Source organism: Bacillus sp. FSL W8-0848 (assembly GCF_038007805.1).
Taxonomy (GTDB): domain Bacteria; phylum Bacillota; class Bacilli; order Bacillales; family Bacillaceae; genus Bacillus; species Bacillus glycinifermentans.
Genome location: NZ_JBBOYB010000001.1, coordinates 1,091,548 through 1,105,341, shown reverse-complemented (window position 1 = coordinate 1,105,341; position 13,794 = coordinate 1,091,548). Strand labels below are relative to the sequence as shown.

Below are 13,794 nucleotides of genomic sequence, written 5' to 3'. Positions count from 1 at the left end.
AGTTTTCATAAAATTCATACAAATGAACCTTTTTTTAACAAAATAAATGTTTTACAATAGTATCATGCACCTTGTAACCCATCTTAAGCAGCACAAAACAGGGAGGGCTTTTAAATGCAAATGCGATTAATTCCTTATGTGACGGACGAAAAGTTTATGGACGTTAATGAACTGCCGGAAGGAATCGATGCGATTAAGGCGCCGGAGCTGTGGTCACAAGGTTTTAAAGGAAAAGATGTCACCGTCGCGGTTCTTGATACGGGCTGTGACGTCAATCATCCCGATTTAGCAGACAGAATCATCGGAGGCAAAAACTTCACCGACGATGACGATGGACAAGAAGATCAAATCAGCGATTATAATGGACATGGCACACATGTGGCGGGCACGATTGCCGCCAATGATAAAAACGGCGGTATTTCCGGCGTTGCACCGGAAGCGAACCTTTTAATCGTCAAGGTTCTCGGCGGTGAAGACGGAAGCGGCCAATACGAATGGATCATCAACGGGATCAACTACGCGGTCGAGCAAAAAGCGGATATCATTTCAATGTCGCTCGGCGGTCCGTCTGATGAACCGGAATTAAAAGAAGCGATCGAAAACGCCGTCAAAAGCGGAGTCCTCGTCGTCTGCGCCGCCGGAAACGAAGGCGATGGAGACGACCGCACCGAGGAATATTCATATCCGGCTGCATACAACGAAGTGATCGCCGTCGGATCCGTGTCTTTGACGAGAAAATCGTCGGAATTTTCAAACGCAAACAAAGAGATTGATTTGGTTGCACCCGGCGAAGAAATCTTGTCGACGCTGCCGGATGGACAATACGGCAAGCTGACCGGTACGTCCATGGCTACTCCGCACGTAAGCGGCGCGCTCGCCCTGATCAAATCCTTCGAAGAAGACGCATTCAAGCGGGAGCTGACAGAGCCTGAGCTATACGCCCAATTAATCCGCAGGACCCTTCCTCTCGATTACTCAAAAGCGCTGATCGGAAACGGCTTTTTATATTTATCCGCTCCTGAAATATTGGCTGAAAGGGCCGGCGAGAAAAAACTTCTTTCCTTGTAAAAGAAACCGGAGGCTGCCGACAATGTCGGCAGCCTTTTTATTGGAGCAGAATCTTTCCAATTGTAAGAATTCAAAAATTATTTTGACTAAAAGATCGCCACGGTATATAATCTACTAAACAATTTCATACCGGGAGCACGGTAATCTAGCGTGACGTTAGATTTTAAAAGGGAAGATTGGTGAAAATCCAACGCGGTCCCGCCACTGTAATTGAGGAGGTTATTTCAGAGAAAACCCACTGTTTCTATACGGGAAGGGTGAAATAACCGCTGATTCATGAGCCAGGAGACCTGCCTGTTCTGACACACCATATACCTACGGTCGATAGGAGGTGTTCGAGTTGACGTAACAAAAGGCTACGTTTATTTCTCGTTCACAAAAATGCTGTATCAGGCATTCACCTTCAACCTATCCGGAGAGTGAGTGCCTTTTTTTATTGAACATTAAAAGGAGGAGACCTAACATGACAAATGTGAAAACAAGCAGCTTGGGATTTCCAAGAATCGGCTTGAACAGGGAATGGAAAAAATCGCTTGAGGCCTATTGGAAAGGAAACACGGACCGTGAGACATTCCTGAACGAAATGGACGAACAATTCGTTGCAGCCCTTAAAACGCAGGTTGACCAGCAAATCGACATCGTACCGGTTTCCGACTTTACGTTCTATGACCACGTTCTGGACACGGCGGTGATGTTCAACTGGATCCCGGAGAGGTTCAAACATATTAACGATCCTTTGGACGCTTATTTTGCAATGGCGAGAGGCACGAAAGAAGCCGTATCGTGCGAAATGACAAAATGGTTTAACACAAACTACCACTACATCGTTCCTGAATATGAAAAAAACGCACAATACCGTCTCACAAAAAATAAGCCGCTTGAAGATTACCGCCGGGCGAAAGAGGCATTGGGCCTCGTCACGAAACCCGTCATCCTCGGCCTTTACACATTTGTAGCGCTGGCCAAGGGTTACGAAAAACAGGATATCAAAGACATTTATGAAAGCATGATCCCTCTTTACATCCAGCTTCTGAAGGAACTTGAAGAAGAAGGCGTAAAATGGGTGCAAATCGACGAACCTGCGCTTGTCACGGCTTCTCCTGAGGAAGTCGCCGCCGCGAAAGATATCTATCAGGCGATTGCAGCCGAAGTATCCGGGCTGAATGTGCTTCTGCAAACGTACTTTGATTCAGTTGACGCATACGAGGAGCTGATCTCCTTTCCTGTTGAAGGAATCGGGCTGGACTTCGTCCATGATAAAGGAAAAAACCTCGAACATGTAAAAGCGCACGGCTTCCCTAAAGATAAAGTGCTTGCCGCCGGAATTCTCGACGGTCGAAACATTTGGAAAGCCAACCTTGAAGAACGGCTCGACTGGATTACGGAGCTGATCGGCGGACTCGGCGCGAGAGAAGTGTGGATTCAGCCTTCAAACAGCCTGCTTCACGTTCCTGTCGCCAAGCACCCTGATGAACAGCTTGCCGACGATTTGCTGAACGGCCTGTCCTTTGCAAAGGAAAAGCTTTCAGAGCTCAGCCTGCTGAAGGAAGGATTGGTTTCCGGGAAAGCGGCCGTCAAGGAGCAAATCGATGAAGCAAACGGGCATCTGGAGGCCCTTAAACGATTTGGAACCGCCGCGGACACGGCGTTCGCAGAAGAAAGAAACAGGCTGACCGCTGAAGACTTTAAGCGCCCGACGCCTTTTGAAGATCGGCTCCGGGTTCAAAATGAATCCCTCGGCCTGCCGATTTTGCCGACGACAACGATCGGAAGCTTCCCGCAAACCGCCGAAGTGCGCAGCGCACGGCAAAAATGGCGGAAAAAAGAATGGTCAGACGAGCAGTACGAGGCATTCATTAAAGCCGAAACGAAAAAATGGATCGACATTCAGGAAGAGATCGGACTTGACGTTCTCGTTCACGGAGAATTCGAACGGACGGACATGGTCGAATATTTCGGCGAAAAACTGGGCGGATTCGCATTTACCAAGTATGCCTGGGTGCAGTCGTACGGCTCCCGCTGCGTCCGTCCGCCGGTGATCTACGGAGATGTCGAATTCAAAGAACCGATGACGGTCAAAGAAACGGTATACGCCCAATCCCTGACCTCCAAGCAGGTAAAAGGAATGCTGACAGGTCCTGTCACGATTTTAAACTGGTCGTTCGCCCGCTACGATCTTCCGAGAAAAGAAATCGCATTTCAAATCGCGCACGCCCTCAGAAAAGAGGTCGAAGCGCTTGAAAAAGCCGGAATTCAAATCATACAGGTTGACGAACCTGCCTTAAGGGAAGGACTTCCGCTGAAAGAACGAGACTGGGATGAGTACCTCTCATGGGCGGCTGAAGCTTTCAGACTGTCCACATCATCTGTCAAGGATACGACGCAAATCCATACGCACATGTGCTACAGCAACTTTGAGGACATCGTTGACACGATTGAAGACCTTGACGCAGACGTCATCACGATCGAACACAGCAGAAGCCACGGCGGATTCCTCGATTATCTTGAAAAGCATCCGTATTTGAAGGGGCTCGGCCTTGGGGTATACGACATTCACAGCCCGCGCGTCCCTCCGACAGAAGAAATGCTCACGATCATTCAGGATGCCCTGAACGTTTGCCCTGCCGACCGCTTTTGGGTCAATCCGGACTGCGGCTTAAAAACGAGACAGCCTGAAGAAACGATCGCCGCGTTGAAAAATATGGTTGAAGCTGCAAAACAAGCGAGAGATCAACTCGCTCAAACCGTTTGATGTCAAAAAAGAACCGTCCGTGCGGATGGTTCTTTTTTATTATAGTTCAAAAGAACTAACGTTTAAGGTCTAATTGGCAAATTTTAATTATGACTTTTGATTCATTCGTACGATTTCTTTCCAGATTCTTTTCTTTTAACATATTGATAGTAGATGATGGAAGGGAAGGAAAATATGTAGTGATAGACGATGGAAAATCCTTAGAAAGAGAATTAAAAAGAAAAGCGTATGATGAAGACATTCACTCTCTCAAACTTTATATAAGAGATTTGAATTCCGTCATATCTGAGCTGAGACATGAAAGCTCGTGCATTTTAAAGGCTCATCAAATGCATATAAACGGATGGCGGGGCCAGGCGCGGGAAATGTATGACGCCCTTTTGGATGATCTCGACCGCGTGGAATTTCGCGTGTATGACAGGCTGAGAACCGTGAAACAGCGTGTCGCCGAGGAGATTGAAAGGCTTCAGCTGGAAGCCGGGGAGCTTTAAATGACCATTCGCCTGAATGTAAACGATTTGCACGCCCTCGCCCGTCAATTTCGCCGTTCCCACCAGCAAATCAGCGACCTGATGCATCGTTTGAACCGCCATCTGCAGGTTCTGCTCTCAAGCTTGACAGCGGCACAAACAAGCGCCATCGATCAAGCGCAAACCGAAATGGAACATGAGATCAAAGGATACCTGCTTACGCTGGATGACCTGGAGCATTTGCTTTCACACACTGAAGCCCGCATGATCAAAACGGATCAAATGCTTGCGGCGCGGCTCTTCCAAAGCGGCGGACACTTAACCGGCTATCCGCCCATTATGAGCTTATTGGCATCAGTGCGCCCGTCCGGAAGCTTCAGGCTGACAGCATCGCTTTTATCAGAGCCGCTTGTTTTGATGAAGCAATTGACAGAAAACGGTCTGTCCGGCCTGTTTTTTAAAGACCGCGCCGCTCCATATTTTCAGTTTGATGATCAAGGAAAGAAACAGCTCTGGTCTGTGCGCCGCCTGTTAAGCCGGGAAGTCGCGGGGAATCTGTGCCTTATCGCATACGGACAAATTGCCGGATCCCCGCTTTCCCGCACTGTTTTCACGTTCGCAAACGTCAAAGCAAAAGCGGGCATATCCGACGTCAAAACGGTTCGTCTTCCCGACTCTTCGTACATCCCCGCCGCAAACCTTGGGGATCTTGAGCGCGAAATCGATAAAAAAGAAGCCTTAAAGGCTTCTTTTTTAATCGTTACCATGTGGCACCGGCCTGCTCAATCCGGTGCTCTCCGTCTCCTTCTTTTAAAATGACTGCGTCTTTATTTTCCTTGATGGAGGCGACAGCCAGCGCTGTATCATGGACATAGCTCGAATTCCATAAGTCATGAATCGGCCGTTTTTTGAAAATATTCAGCAGCATGAGGATGAAGACGGAATGGGTAACAAGCAGAATGTTTCCCTCCCGGTGCTTTTCGGTGATTTGCCCGAGCGCCCGTCTGACCCGCTCTTCAAATTCGCGAAAGCTTTCCCCTTCATTCGGAATATATCGTTCAGGCGCCTGAAAATAAGCGTCAAGCATCTCAGGGTCGTTTCGTTTAATGTCGTCAAATGTCTTGCCTTCCCAAGAACCGAGAGAAATTTCTTTAAATATGCCGTCTTTGATGATAGGGATCGAACGATTTTTGAGCATAGCCATGGCGGAGTCTACGGCGCGGCCGCTTGTGCTGACATACGCAGCCTGAAACGGGATGTCCTTCAGCTTTTCGCCGAGCGCTTTGGCGTTTGCCAATCCTAAAGGCGTTAATTTTGAATCCTCCCATCCCTGCATTCTCTTTTCGATATTCCATTCGGTCTGCCCGTGTCTGGCAATATACAAGGTAAGCAAAAAAACCCTCTCCCGTCCATTTCTTTGTACGTCTATTTTATGTGAAGCCCAATACGAAATCAAAAATAAAGAATATTCTGAACAACATTCATTTTTCTATGCCGATCAGCTATAATCATCATGAGGACAACCAAGGAGGATACAAAAGATGAATCATGAAGCATTTTTGCAGCGTGCGATCGAACTCGCAGTCGAAAGCGTAAAGGACGGGACAGGCGGCCCCTTTGGCTGCGTGATTGTCAAAGACGGCACGATCATTGCCGAAGGGAAAAATAATGTAACGACGAGCAATGATCCGACCGCCCATGCCGAAGTGACGGCCATCCGGCTTGCCTGTGAAGCGCTTGGCGATTTTCAGCTGAACGACTGCATTATTTATACAAGCTGTGAGCCTTGTCCGATGTGCTTAGGGGCGATTTACTGGGCGAGGCCGAAGGAAGTGTACTTCGCGGCAAAGGATTCCGATGCCGCATCAGCCGGTTTTGACGACTCATTTATTTATAAGGAAGTCAGAAAAGAACAGAGCGAACGAACGATCCCTTTTTATCATGTAGAGCTTCGGGATAAGCTCGAACCTTTCCTGACATGGAAGCACACGGACGATAAAATAGAATATTAGGGAGCCTGGAAGGCTCCCTATTGTTTGTACCAGTCAAGTTGCTGATCTTCCGCTTCAAAGTCCAGGCTGTCCGCTTTACCGTCCTTCTGAATGCTGAGCCTTACCGTTTTTCCCTTCAGCTTTTCCGGACTTTCGGCTATGTCCCGCTCAAAATCAGCCGTTTTCTGATACGTTTTGTTTCCGGCTTTTGTCTTAACTGTGATCCGTTTATCGGTTTCATCGACGAGCGTTGCGACGATTTTCCGGCTTCCGTCCTTTTCCTGTTCGTATACGCCGTTTTGATCGGCTTTCGCCTGCGGCATCAGCTCAATCTCTTCTGCTTCCTGGCTTTTTCCGTCCACCTCTACTTTCACAAGCTTGCCCATGAGGTCTTCGTAGTCTTCATTGTTCTTAAAGCGTTTGCTTTTTGGAATAATAACCTCCTGATCCTTAATTTTGATCGTCATCTGGTCGTCTTCTGCTTGTACATACTGTCCGATAAGATCAAAGTCGTCTTCTGTTTTCTTGTCTTTATCATGAGAGTATTTTCTTAAATCGCTTTTTTTTCGAGCGGCTTGATCAGCTGGCTGCTGTCGATCGTTTTCCTGCGCGCCGCCGGCACAGCCTGTAAACATGGCGAACACAAGAAGAACGGTCATCATTATCGTCCATTTCATATATTTCATGTGGTGCTCCTTTCGAATGTATTCTAAAAAAGAAAGCAAACAACCTCCTGTTTGCTTTCTAAAACGGTTATTTCACTTGCAGGTCTACATCGATGTTTCCCCTCGTCGCCTTGGAGTAGGGGCAAAATTCGTGCGCGGCCTGCACAAGCTCCTCCGCCTTTTCTTTTTCCAATCCGTTTGCGGAGACAACGAGCTGAACGCCAATCTTAAATCCGCCGTCACTTTCATCCTTCATTAAACTCACGCGGCCTTCTACCTCAGATTCAAGATCAATGCCCTGCTTTTTGGCGACCAGTTCCAATGCGCCGCCGAAGCATGCTGCATACCCTGCGGCAAACAGCTGTTCAGGGTTTGTTCCTGTCTCGCCATCCTTTTTTTCATTCGGCATGACAAGATCGTAATCGAGGATTCCGTCATCTGAAGTGACGTGTCCGGATCTTCCGCCTTTTGCCGTTGCTTTTGCTGTGAATAATGTAGTCATCTCAACTTCCTCCCCTAAAGTTTTTGTCCTTACTTCTTATATTTCACAAAACGCGCTTTTTAAACATGATACTTGTGAAAGAATAGGAAAAAGGCAAAAAATCTTATACAATAAAAATGGAACAAAATAAAAGTTGGTGAATCGATGGCAAACGAATTTGAACATATGAAGCTTGACAATCAGCTGTGTTTTCTGCTTTATGCCAGTTCGCGCGAGATGACGAAGCGGTACAAGCCGCTTCTGGATGAGCTGAACATCACCTATCCGCAATACTTGGCGCTTCTTTTATTGTGGGAGCATGAAAGTTTAAGCGTGAAAAAGATGGGGGAGCTTCTTTACTTGGACTCGGGGACTCTGACACCGATGCTGAAAAGAATGGAGCAGCGCGGGTTGATCACGAGAGAACGGTCGCCTGAAGATGAACGGTCTGTGATCGTCAAGCTGACTTCCTCCGGTGCAGAGATGAAAGAAAGAGCAAGCTGCATCCCGCAAACTATGCTGGCGCAGACGAACCTGCCCGCTGAAGAGCAGAAGCGATTAAAACACGCGCTCAGTTCGCTTCTTGCTTCAATGACGAAAGAAAACGGAGCGTAGACGAAAAGCTAAAATAGGCGCCTTCAATGGAAGGCGCTTATTTTTATGACACGATTTCAAGTATGACGTCGACATTATCGGAAATCGCTTTTGAATACGGACAAAGTTTGTGGGCTTGATGAACAAGGTCTTCAAGCTCTGCCGGTTCAATATTTGTTCCTTTCACTTGCAGTTTGACGCCGAGCTTATAGCCACCGTCCGCTTCATCCTTCAGCAGGCTGACATCGGCGGTCACTTCAGTCTCAATCTCCATCCGCGCTTTTCTGGCGGTGAGCTGCAATGCGCTGTCAAAGCAAGCCGCATATCCTGCGGCAAACAGCTGTTCAGGATTGGTGGCGTCTCCCCTCTCCTTTGCTTTAGGCGCTCCCGGCATGGCAAGCTCCAACGCGAGCACGCCGTCAGAAGAGGTGACTTTTCCGTCTCTTCCTCCTTTAGCAGTGACTCGGGATGTAAATAATGGTTTTGTCATGATACTTCTCCTTTATTTTATATTGTGCACAATTGAATTTTACAACATATAAATTGGAGATGCAATAAAAAAAACATTCTGCCTAAGTTTCAGGCAGAATGTGAGTCTGTCATATACGAATTTGTCCGTTTCCTTTAATGATATATTTAGAAGAAGTCAGCGCTTTAAGGCCCATCGGACCTCTTGCGTGAAGCTTCTGCGTGCTGATGCCGATTTCTGCGCCGTATCCGAATTCAAACCCGTCGGTAAAGCGGGTTGAAGCATTGTGATAAACCGCCGCTGCGTCTACTGACGTCAGGAAAAAGCGGGCGTTTTCTTCATTTTCAGTCAAAATCGCTTCTGAATGCCGCGTTCCGTACTTGTGGATATGTCGGATCGCTTCATCCAGATCACGGACGGTTTTGACGCTGACGACCGGCGCTAAAAATTCCGTCTCCCAATCGGGCTCTTCGGCCGGTACCGCCGAAGGAAGCAGCTCGCAAACCGCCTCATCTCCCTTGATTTGGACGCCTTCTTTTTCAAGCTTTTGCAGCAGTTCTTTTGCGAAACGCTTCGGCCAGTTTTCATGGATCAGCACCGTTTCGATCGCATTGCAGACCGAAGGCCTTTGCGTTTTGGCATTGATGACGACTTGCTCAGCCATCTCGCTCTCTGCCGACTCGTCTATAAACATATGGCAGTTTCCTGCCCCGGTCTCGAGCACCGGGACCGTCGATTCGCGCACGACCATGTCGATGAGGTTTTTTCCTCCCCTTGGAATCAATACGTCCAAGTAATCATTTAACGTAAACAGCTGTTTTGCGATTTCTTTGCTCGTATCTTCGATCAGCTGGACGGCATCCTTCGGAAGCTTCGACGCGCCGAGCGCTTCCTGTATGACGCCGACAAGCGCCTTGTTGCTGTTGATCGCAGACGAGCTGCCGCGGAGTATGCAGGCGTTTCCCGTTTTCAAGCAAAGGGTCGCCGCGTCAACCGTCACATTCGGACGGGCTTCATAGATCATGCCGACAACGCCGAGCGGGACCCGGACTTTCTCGATGAGAAGCCCGTTTTCTTTCTTGATCGTTTCAAGGCTTTCCCCCACGGGATCATCAAGCTCTGCAAGAAGAAGGACGGCATCCGCGATATCGTTCAGCCGTTTCGGACTTAAGGCGAGACGGTCCAGCAGCGATGGTGAAAACCCCTTTTGCTTGCCTGCGGCAATGTCTTTTCCGTTCGCCTCCAAAATGTCGTCCTGTTTTGCCCGTAGCGCTTCAGCAATCAGACGAAGCGCTTCGTTTTTGCTTTCCGTCGTCTGATGTACAAGCTTGTCTTTTGCGATTTTCGCTTTTTTCGCTTTTTCGATCACTTCACTCATCTAAATCAGCCCCCTATTCGTTTATGCTAATCCAATCATCTCGATGGATGACTTCTATCCCTTTTTCGTGCTCGAATTCGTCGCTTCGTTTTCCCTTTACTTGAAGAAGCTCTTCCGCCGAATACAGCGTCTGGCCTTTTCCCGCCAAACCGTTCGGTCCGTAGACCTCGACGACCGCGCCTTTGGCAAACTCTCCCCATACATCCGTCACACCCGCCGGCAGCAGGCTGCTACCGTTTTCGGCCAAGGCTCGTTCAGCTCCTTCATCAACGGTGATTTTTCCTGATACCGGAGAATGAAACGCGATCCACTGCCTGTGATTGTTCACAGAAGACAGATCAGACTGTCCGATGTACGTTCCGTCCCCGCTCCCTTCTAAAATCTGAATCAATTTGTCTTCTCCCGTCCCCGTGCCGATGAATACATTGACACCGAGAGAAAGGGCCGTTTTTGACGCCAACAGCTTTGACCTCATGCCGCCCGTTCCGACTTTTGAGCCGATCGAGCCGGCATAGCTTAATAGATCGTCAGTGATGTCGGCGATAAAATCGAAGCGCTTGGCGCCGGGGTTTTCAGCCGGATTCGAGTCATAGAGACCGTTGATATCCGTCAGAATGATCAGTTTGTCCGCATGGATCAATCCGCTCACAAGTGCGGACAGCATATCATTATCGCCAAATGTCAGCTCTTCGACAGACACCGAATCGTTTTCATTAATGATGGGCACAAGCCCTCTTTCGATCAGCTCCGTGATGGTCGCATACGCGTTTCGATACCGCTCTCGTTTGGCAAAATCATTTCTCGTCAATAAGATCTGCGCGGGCATCAAACCGTGTTCGGCAAAGTGCTGGATATATTGCTGCATCAAAAGGCTTTGTCCGACAGCAGCAGCGGCCTGCTTCCCTTTTAAAGTGACGGGCCTTGCCGGATATCCGAGCCGGGAAAAGCCGGCCGCTACAGCGCCTGAAGAAATAAAAATCACGTCATGGCCTTCTTTTTTCAGAGCGGCGATCGCCCGGACGTGGTCGCTGACCTTTGCCTCGTCAATTCCGCCCTTTGCATCCGTTAAAGAACTGCTTCCGATTTTAATGACAATCCGTTGTTTTTTCACGTTTTTTCCCTCCGAAAAGATCAAGGCTTAAAGCCAATAAAAAAAGCCCTTTTCATCCTGCAAAAAAAGGACGAAAAGAGCTTTCCGCGGTACCACCTTCATTGAATGCACAAAACGGCATTCCGCTTTCCCCTGTAACGCCGGGATGCGCCTGGGTTTTCCCTCCAGGGCTCTTGAGGCAGGTTCGGCAGGTTTCATGTGGTGAAATGTTTCAGCATATCATTTCACTCTCTTTCACAGAAAGAACTGCTTACTGGTCCTCATCAACGCTCGCTGATTTTTTATTATTATGCCGAGGAAAACGGACGCTGTCAAGACTTTTTAGTTGAAGACGATCGTCTTATTGCCGTGCACGATGATCCGGTCTTCCAAATGCCATTTGACCGCTCTTGCGAGAACGCTTCGTTCAATCGTGCGGCCGATGTTTTTCAGCGCCTCCGCATTATCCCTGTGATCGACGCGTTTAATATCCTGCTCAATGATCGGGCCTTCATCCAATTCGTTTGTCACATAATGGGATGTGGCTCCGATTAATTTGACGCCTCTTTCGTATGCGCGTTTATACGGGTTGGCGCCGATAAAAGCGGGCAGGAATGAATGATGGATATTGATGATTTTGTTCGGATGCGCCGAAACGAAGTCCGGCGTCAGGATCTGCATGTAGCGGGCGAGGACGATAACGTCCGCACGGTACTCTTCAAGCCATTTGAGCTGCTGCGCTTCGACTTCTTTGCGGATGTCTTTATTTGCTTTCATATAAAGAAACGGAATGTTGAGCGATTCAACGGTTTCCCTTGCGTCCTCATGGTTGCTGATGACGGCAGCAATCTCCGCCATCAAATTGCCGCTCTGCCATTCCCACAACAGCTCATTCAGACAATGCAGCTCTTTTGAAACAAAGACGACGACCCGCTTTAATTCGCTTGCCGGAGCGATGCTCCATGTCATTTGGAAAGACTCAGCCACAGAAGCGAACATGTCTTTCATGTTGCCGATCTTTTCGCGGATTCCCGGCGCTTCAAATTCGATTCTCAAGAAAAAGCGGCCGCCCTCGGGATCTGTCGTATATTGGCTGGATTCGATAATATTCGCGCCGTTTTCAAATAAAAACGAAGAAACCGCGGCGACGATTCCCGGCTGATCCGGACAGCTCACGAGCAGGCGCGCTTTTTCACGATTGACTTCCCGATATTGCTTTAACTGCTGTTTCATATACGATTTCATGTTTTGCTAAACCCTCTTTTTCGTAATCATAAACTATCTTTTCATTATACTGGAGTTTATTGAAAAATCAATTTATCGAAGGCCTATTTTGATCAAAGATCAGCTGACGAGCTTCAATCCGACTGCCGATGCCAAAATGAGCGCGATGAAAAAGATGCGTCTGGCATCCTTCGGTTCATCGTAAAAGAGAATGCCGACGAGCGCTCCGCCCGCGGCGCCGATTCCCGTCCAAACCGCGTATGCTGTGCCCATCGGCAATGCGTTCATCGCGAGCGAAAGCAGGAAAAACGAAGCGGCAAAACCGATGATCAACAGAAAAATCCATCTTATGAGCTTATCTTTATGAAATTGGTTCATCATCGTTACGCCGAGCATTTCGAGCAATCCAGCGGCAATTAAATAGATCCATTCCATTACGATTCTTCCCCTTTCTCTTCATGTGTCACCAGTTTCAGCCCGATCACACCGCACAGCAAAACGCCGATCAAGGCAAGCTTGACGATGTCGGCCGGTTCGTGAAACAGGATGATCTCACACAGCACAGTGCCCGCTGTGCCGAGGCCAGTAAATACGGCATAAACGGTTCCGACCGGCAGCTTCTCCCCCGCTTTCACCAATAGATAAAAGCTGGCGACGACGCCAAATGCCGTGCCGATCCATTCAATGGCCGTATTCGCGTGTTTCAGCCCAGTCACCCAAATAATTTCAAATAAGGCTGCCAGTACGACGCTGCCCCATTTCATATTCAATCCCTCCAATTCATGTATCAGCGCAAAGAAAAGCCCGGGTTTATCGATGAAAAACGATACTCCCGGGCTTTTATCCCTCCGTGTGCATATGAAGCTTCATATGTGTTTTCTCTCGGACCAGACCACATCAAAAGACGTGCGGAACCCTAGAAAACTTTAGCGCTGTATTCTTCATGTACTGTATAGACTACCAGCCTTTTGCGGCAAAATCAACCTTCGCGCTTGCGAAACGCTTTGATCAACGCTTGAATATGCGCCTGTTGATAGCGGTTATGATCCGACATATGCCAGATCCCCCAGCGGATCGTGGCAAGACCTCCTTCGTAAGGGACGGTCTTCAGTAAATCTTCTTCTGTCAGTTGTTCGGCGGTGTTTTTCAACGCTTCAAGCACTTCGTCGCACCGCGCTAATAACACGGACAGCGGAACACCCTTCACCTCAGGCAGGAAGCCGTTTTCATCGGTCATCGGACCGATCGCTTCTTCCAATTCCCGCGGCAGGTCCTCCTGCCTTAATCTGTACACCCAGCGGGTGTCAACATTGATTAAATGGCTGATCAGTTGGGCGATGCTGTTTTGATCGCCGTGTTCTCCTTTATACTCAAGCAGCTCCTGGCTGATGCCGGACACGATCGACTTCAGCCGCCCGACGTTTTCGCTGACGGCCGAAAACAGAACCCCCACGGCCGGCGCCATCTTTTCGTCAGTATGCAAATCTTTGACGACCCCCATCCCCTTCACTCCTCTATCAAAAACGTTATCATGGCAAAATTTTAGCACCCGAACGTTCGGATTGTAAACGTTTAAAAAAAGCGGACATTCTGGTTGTCCGCTTTTTTCAGC

At 48.5% G+C, this 13,794-nt stretch carries 16 protein-coding genes, 2 riboswitches and 1 other annotated feature; of the genes, 6 read left to right on the top strand and 10 right to left on the bottom strand.

Annotated features, from left to right (window positions below):
• Nucleotides 1–114: 114 nt before the first annotated feature.
• From NSQ39_RS05905 to NSQ39_RS05890, 4 genes are all read left to right on the top strand, one after another.
• Complete coding sequence (locus NSQ39_RS05905; protein WP_341014405.1) at nt 115–1,068, top strand: S8 family peptidase; 954 nt, start codon at nt 115–117, stop codon at nt 1,066–1,068.
• A 120-nt stretch (nt 1,069–1,188) separates the two neighbouring features.
• Nucleotides 1,189–1,380, top strand: a riboswitch (cobalamin riboswitch).
• Between the two features lie 151 nt (nt 1,381–1,531).
• Nucleotides 1,532–3,820 (top strand): 5-methyltetrahydropteroyltriglutamate--homocysteine S-methyltransferase, encoded by a 2,289-nt coding sequence (gene metE / locus NSQ39_RS05900; protein ID WP_341014404.1) that lies wholly within the window; start codon nt 1,532–1,534, stop codon nt 3,818–3,820.
• A gap of 179 nt (nt 3,821–3,999) precedes the next feature.
• Complete coding sequence (locus NSQ39_RS05895; protein ID WP_341014403.1) at nt 4,000–4,311, top strand: DUF5082 domain-containing protein; 312 nt, start codon at nt 4,000–4,002, stop codon at nt 4,309–4,311.
• Nucleotides 4,312–5,109: a WXG100 family type VII secretion target gene (locus NSQ39_RS05890; RefSeq protein ID WP_341014402.1), complete on the top strand. Its 798-nt coding sequence runs from the start codon at nt 4,312–4,314 to the stop codon at nt 5,107–5,109. It abuts the gene before it with no gap.
• Here the strand turns inward: NSQ39_RS05890 and NSQ39_RS05885 are convergent.
• Nucleotides 5,051–5,683 carry a histidine phosphatase family protein gene (locus tag NSQ39_RS05885; protein WP_341014401.1) on the bottom strand — a complete coding sequence of 211 codons (633 nt, stop codon included), beginning with the start codon at nt 5,681–5,683 and terminating at the stop codon, nt 5,051–5,053. The two genes, NSQ39_RS05890 and NSQ39_RS05885, sit on opposite strands and share 59 nt — an antisense overlap.
• A 148-nt stretch (nt 5,684–5,831) precedes the next feature.
• Here NSQ39_RS05885 and NSQ39_RS05880 point away from each other — a divergent pair, with 148 nt between their 5' ends.
• Nucleotides 5,832–6,302 (top strand): nucleoside deaminase, encoded by a 471-nt coding sequence (locus NSQ39_RS05880; protein WP_341014400.1) that lies wholly within the window; start codon nt 5,832–5,834, stop codon nt 6,300–6,302.
• Between the two features lie 17 nt (nt 6,303–6,319).
• Here the strand turns inward: NSQ39_RS05880 and NSQ39_RS05875 are convergent, their stop codons facing one another.
• Both NSQ39_RS05875 and NSQ39_RS05870 read right to left on the bottom strand, forming a co-directional pair.
• The gene (locus NSQ39_RS05875; RefSeq protein WP_341014399.1) at nt 6,320–6,967 is read right to left on the bottom strand and encodes a hypothetical protein; all 648 of its coding nucleotides are present in this window, start codon (nt 6,965–6,967) and stop codon (nt 6,320–6,322) included.
• Nucleotides 6,968–7,034: 67 nt separating this feature from the next.
• Nucleotides 7,035–7,448 (bottom strand): organic hydroperoxide resistance protein, encoded by a 414-nt coding sequence (locus tag NSQ39_RS05870; protein ID WP_341014398.1) that lies wholly within the window; start codon nt 7,446–7,448, stop codon nt 7,035–7,037.
• A 144-nt stretch (nt 7,449–7,592) separates the two neighbouring features.
• Between NSQ39_RS05870 and NSQ39_RS05865 the strand changes: the two genes are divergently transcribed.
• Nucleotides 7,593–8,042, top strand: coding sequence for a MarR family winged helix-turn-helix transcriptional regulator (locus NSQ39_RS05865; RefSeq protein ID WP_341014397.1), 450 nt, complete (start codon nt 7,593–7,595; stop codon nt 8,040–8,042).
• Nucleotides 8,043–8,085: 43 nt separating this feature from the next.
• Here the strand turns inward: NSQ39_RS05865 and NSQ39_RS05860 are convergent, their stop codons facing one another.
• From NSQ39_RS05860 to NSQ39_RS05830, 7 genes are all read right to left on the bottom strand, one after another.
• Entirely contained in the window at nt 8,086–8,511 is a 426-nt protein-coding gene (locus NSQ39_RS05860) for an organic hydroperoxide resistance protein (RefSeq protein WP_341014396.1), read from the bottom strand.
• 109 nt (nt 8,512–8,620) lie between these two features.
• A complete protein-coding gene (locus NSQ39_RS05855) occupies nt 8,621–9,868 on the bottom strand; it encodes a glutamate-5-semialdehyde dehydrogenase (RefSeq protein ID WP_341014395.1) in 1,248 nt (415 codons plus the stop codon).
• A gap of 13 nt (nt 9,869–9,881) precedes the next feature.
• Nucleotides 9,882–10,979: a glutamate 5-kinase gene (proB, locus tag NSQ39_RS05850; RefSeq protein WP_341014394.1), complete on the bottom strand. Its 1,098-nt coding sequence runs from the start codon at nt 10,977–10,979 to the stop codon at nt 9,882–9,884.
• A 63-nt stretch (nt 10,980–11,042) separates the two neighbouring features.
• Nucleotides 11,043–11,255, bottom strand: a binding site (T-box leader).
• Between the two features lie 45 nt (nt 11,256–11,300).
• Nucleotides 11,301–12,203 carry a formyltetrahydrofolate deformylase gene (gene purU, locus NSQ39_RS05845; protein WP_341014393.1) on the bottom strand — a complete coding sequence of 301 codons (903 nt, stop codon included), beginning with the start codon at nt 12,201–12,203 and terminating at the stop codon, nt 11,301–11,303.
• A gap of 99 nt (nt 12,204–12,302) precedes the next feature.
• Nucleotides 12,303–12,617, bottom strand: a complete 315-nt coding sequence (locus tag NSQ39_RS05840) for a DMT family transporter (protein WP_341014392.1) — start codon at nt 12,615–12,617, stop codon at nt 12,303–12,305.
• Nucleotides 12,617–12,946 (bottom strand): DMT family transporter, encoded by a 330-nt coding sequence (locus tag NSQ39_RS05835; RefSeq protein ID WP_341014391.1) that lies wholly within the window; start codon nt 12,944–12,946, stop codon nt 12,617–12,619. The genes NSQ39_RS05840 and NSQ39_RS05835 overlap by 1 nt, the downstream gene beginning before the upstream one ends.
• A gap of 63 nt (nt 12,947–13,009) precedes the next feature.
• Nucleotides 13,010–13,113: riboswitch (guanidine-I (ykkC/yxkD leader) on the bottom strand.
• Nucleotides 13,114–13,161: 48 nt separating this feature from the next.
• Nucleotides 13,162–13,683 (bottom strand): DinB family protein, encoded by a 522-nt coding sequence (locus NSQ39_RS05830; RefSeq protein ID WP_341014390.1) that lies wholly within the window; start codon nt 13,681–13,683, stop codon nt 13,162–13,164.
• Nucleotides 13,684–13,794: the final 111 nt, after the last annotated feature.

Excerpts from the sequence above, each read along its gene's own strand:
- NSQ39_RS05905 (WP_341014405.1), top strand. The coding sequence starts at position 115 with ATGCAAATGCGATTAATTCCTTATGTGACGGACGAAAAGTTTATGGAC.
- metE (WP_341014404.1), top strand. The coding sequence starts at position 1,532 with ATGACAAATGTGAAAACAAGCAGCTTGGGATTTCCAAGAATCGGCTTG.
- NSQ39_RS05890 (WP_341014402.1), top strand. The coding sequence starts at position 4,312 with ATGACCATTCGCCTGAATGTAAACGATTTGCACGCCCTCGCCCGTCAA.
- NSQ39_RS05880 (WP_341014400.1), top strand. The coding sequence starts at position 5,832 with ATGAATCATGAAGCATTTTTGCAGCGTGCGATCGAACTCGCAGTCGAA.
- NSQ39_RS05875 (WP_341014399.1), bottom strand. The coding sequence starts at position 6,967 with ATGAAATATATGAAATGGACGATAATGATGACCGTTCTTCTTGTGTTC.
- NSQ39_RS05870 (WP_341014398.1), bottom strand. The coding sequence starts at position 7,448 with ATGACTACATTATTCACAGCAAAAGCAACGGCAAAAGGCGGAAGATCC.
- NSQ39_RS05865 (WP_341014397.1), top strand. The coding sequence starts at position 7,593 with ATGGCAAACGAATTTGAACATATGAAGCTTGACAATCAGCTGTGTTTT.
- NSQ39_RS05860 (WP_341014396.1), bottom strand. The coding sequence starts at position 8,511 with ATGACAAAACCATTATTTACATCCCGAGTCACTGCTAAAGGAGGAAGA.
- NSQ39_RS05855 (WP_341014395.1), bottom strand. The coding sequence starts at position 9,868 with ATGAGTGAAGTGATCGAAAAAGCGAAAAAAGCGAAAATCGCAAAAGAC.
- purU (WP_341014393.1), bottom strand. The coding sequence starts at position 12,203 with ATGAAATCGTATATGAAACAGCAGTTAAAGCAATATCGGGAAGTCAAT.
- NSQ39_RS05840 (WP_341014392.1), bottom strand. The coding sequence starts at position 12,617 with ATGGAATGGATCTATTTAATTGCCGCTGGATTGCTCGAAATGCTCGGC.
- NSQ39_RS05835 (WP_341014391.1), bottom strand. The coding sequence starts at position 12,946 with ATGAAATGGGGCAGCGTCGTACTGGCAGCCTTATTTGAAATTATTTGG.
- NSQ39_RS05830 (WP_341014390.1), bottom strand. The coding sequence starts at position 13,683 with ATGGGGGTCGTCAAAGATTTGCATACTGACGAAAAGATGGCGCCGGCC.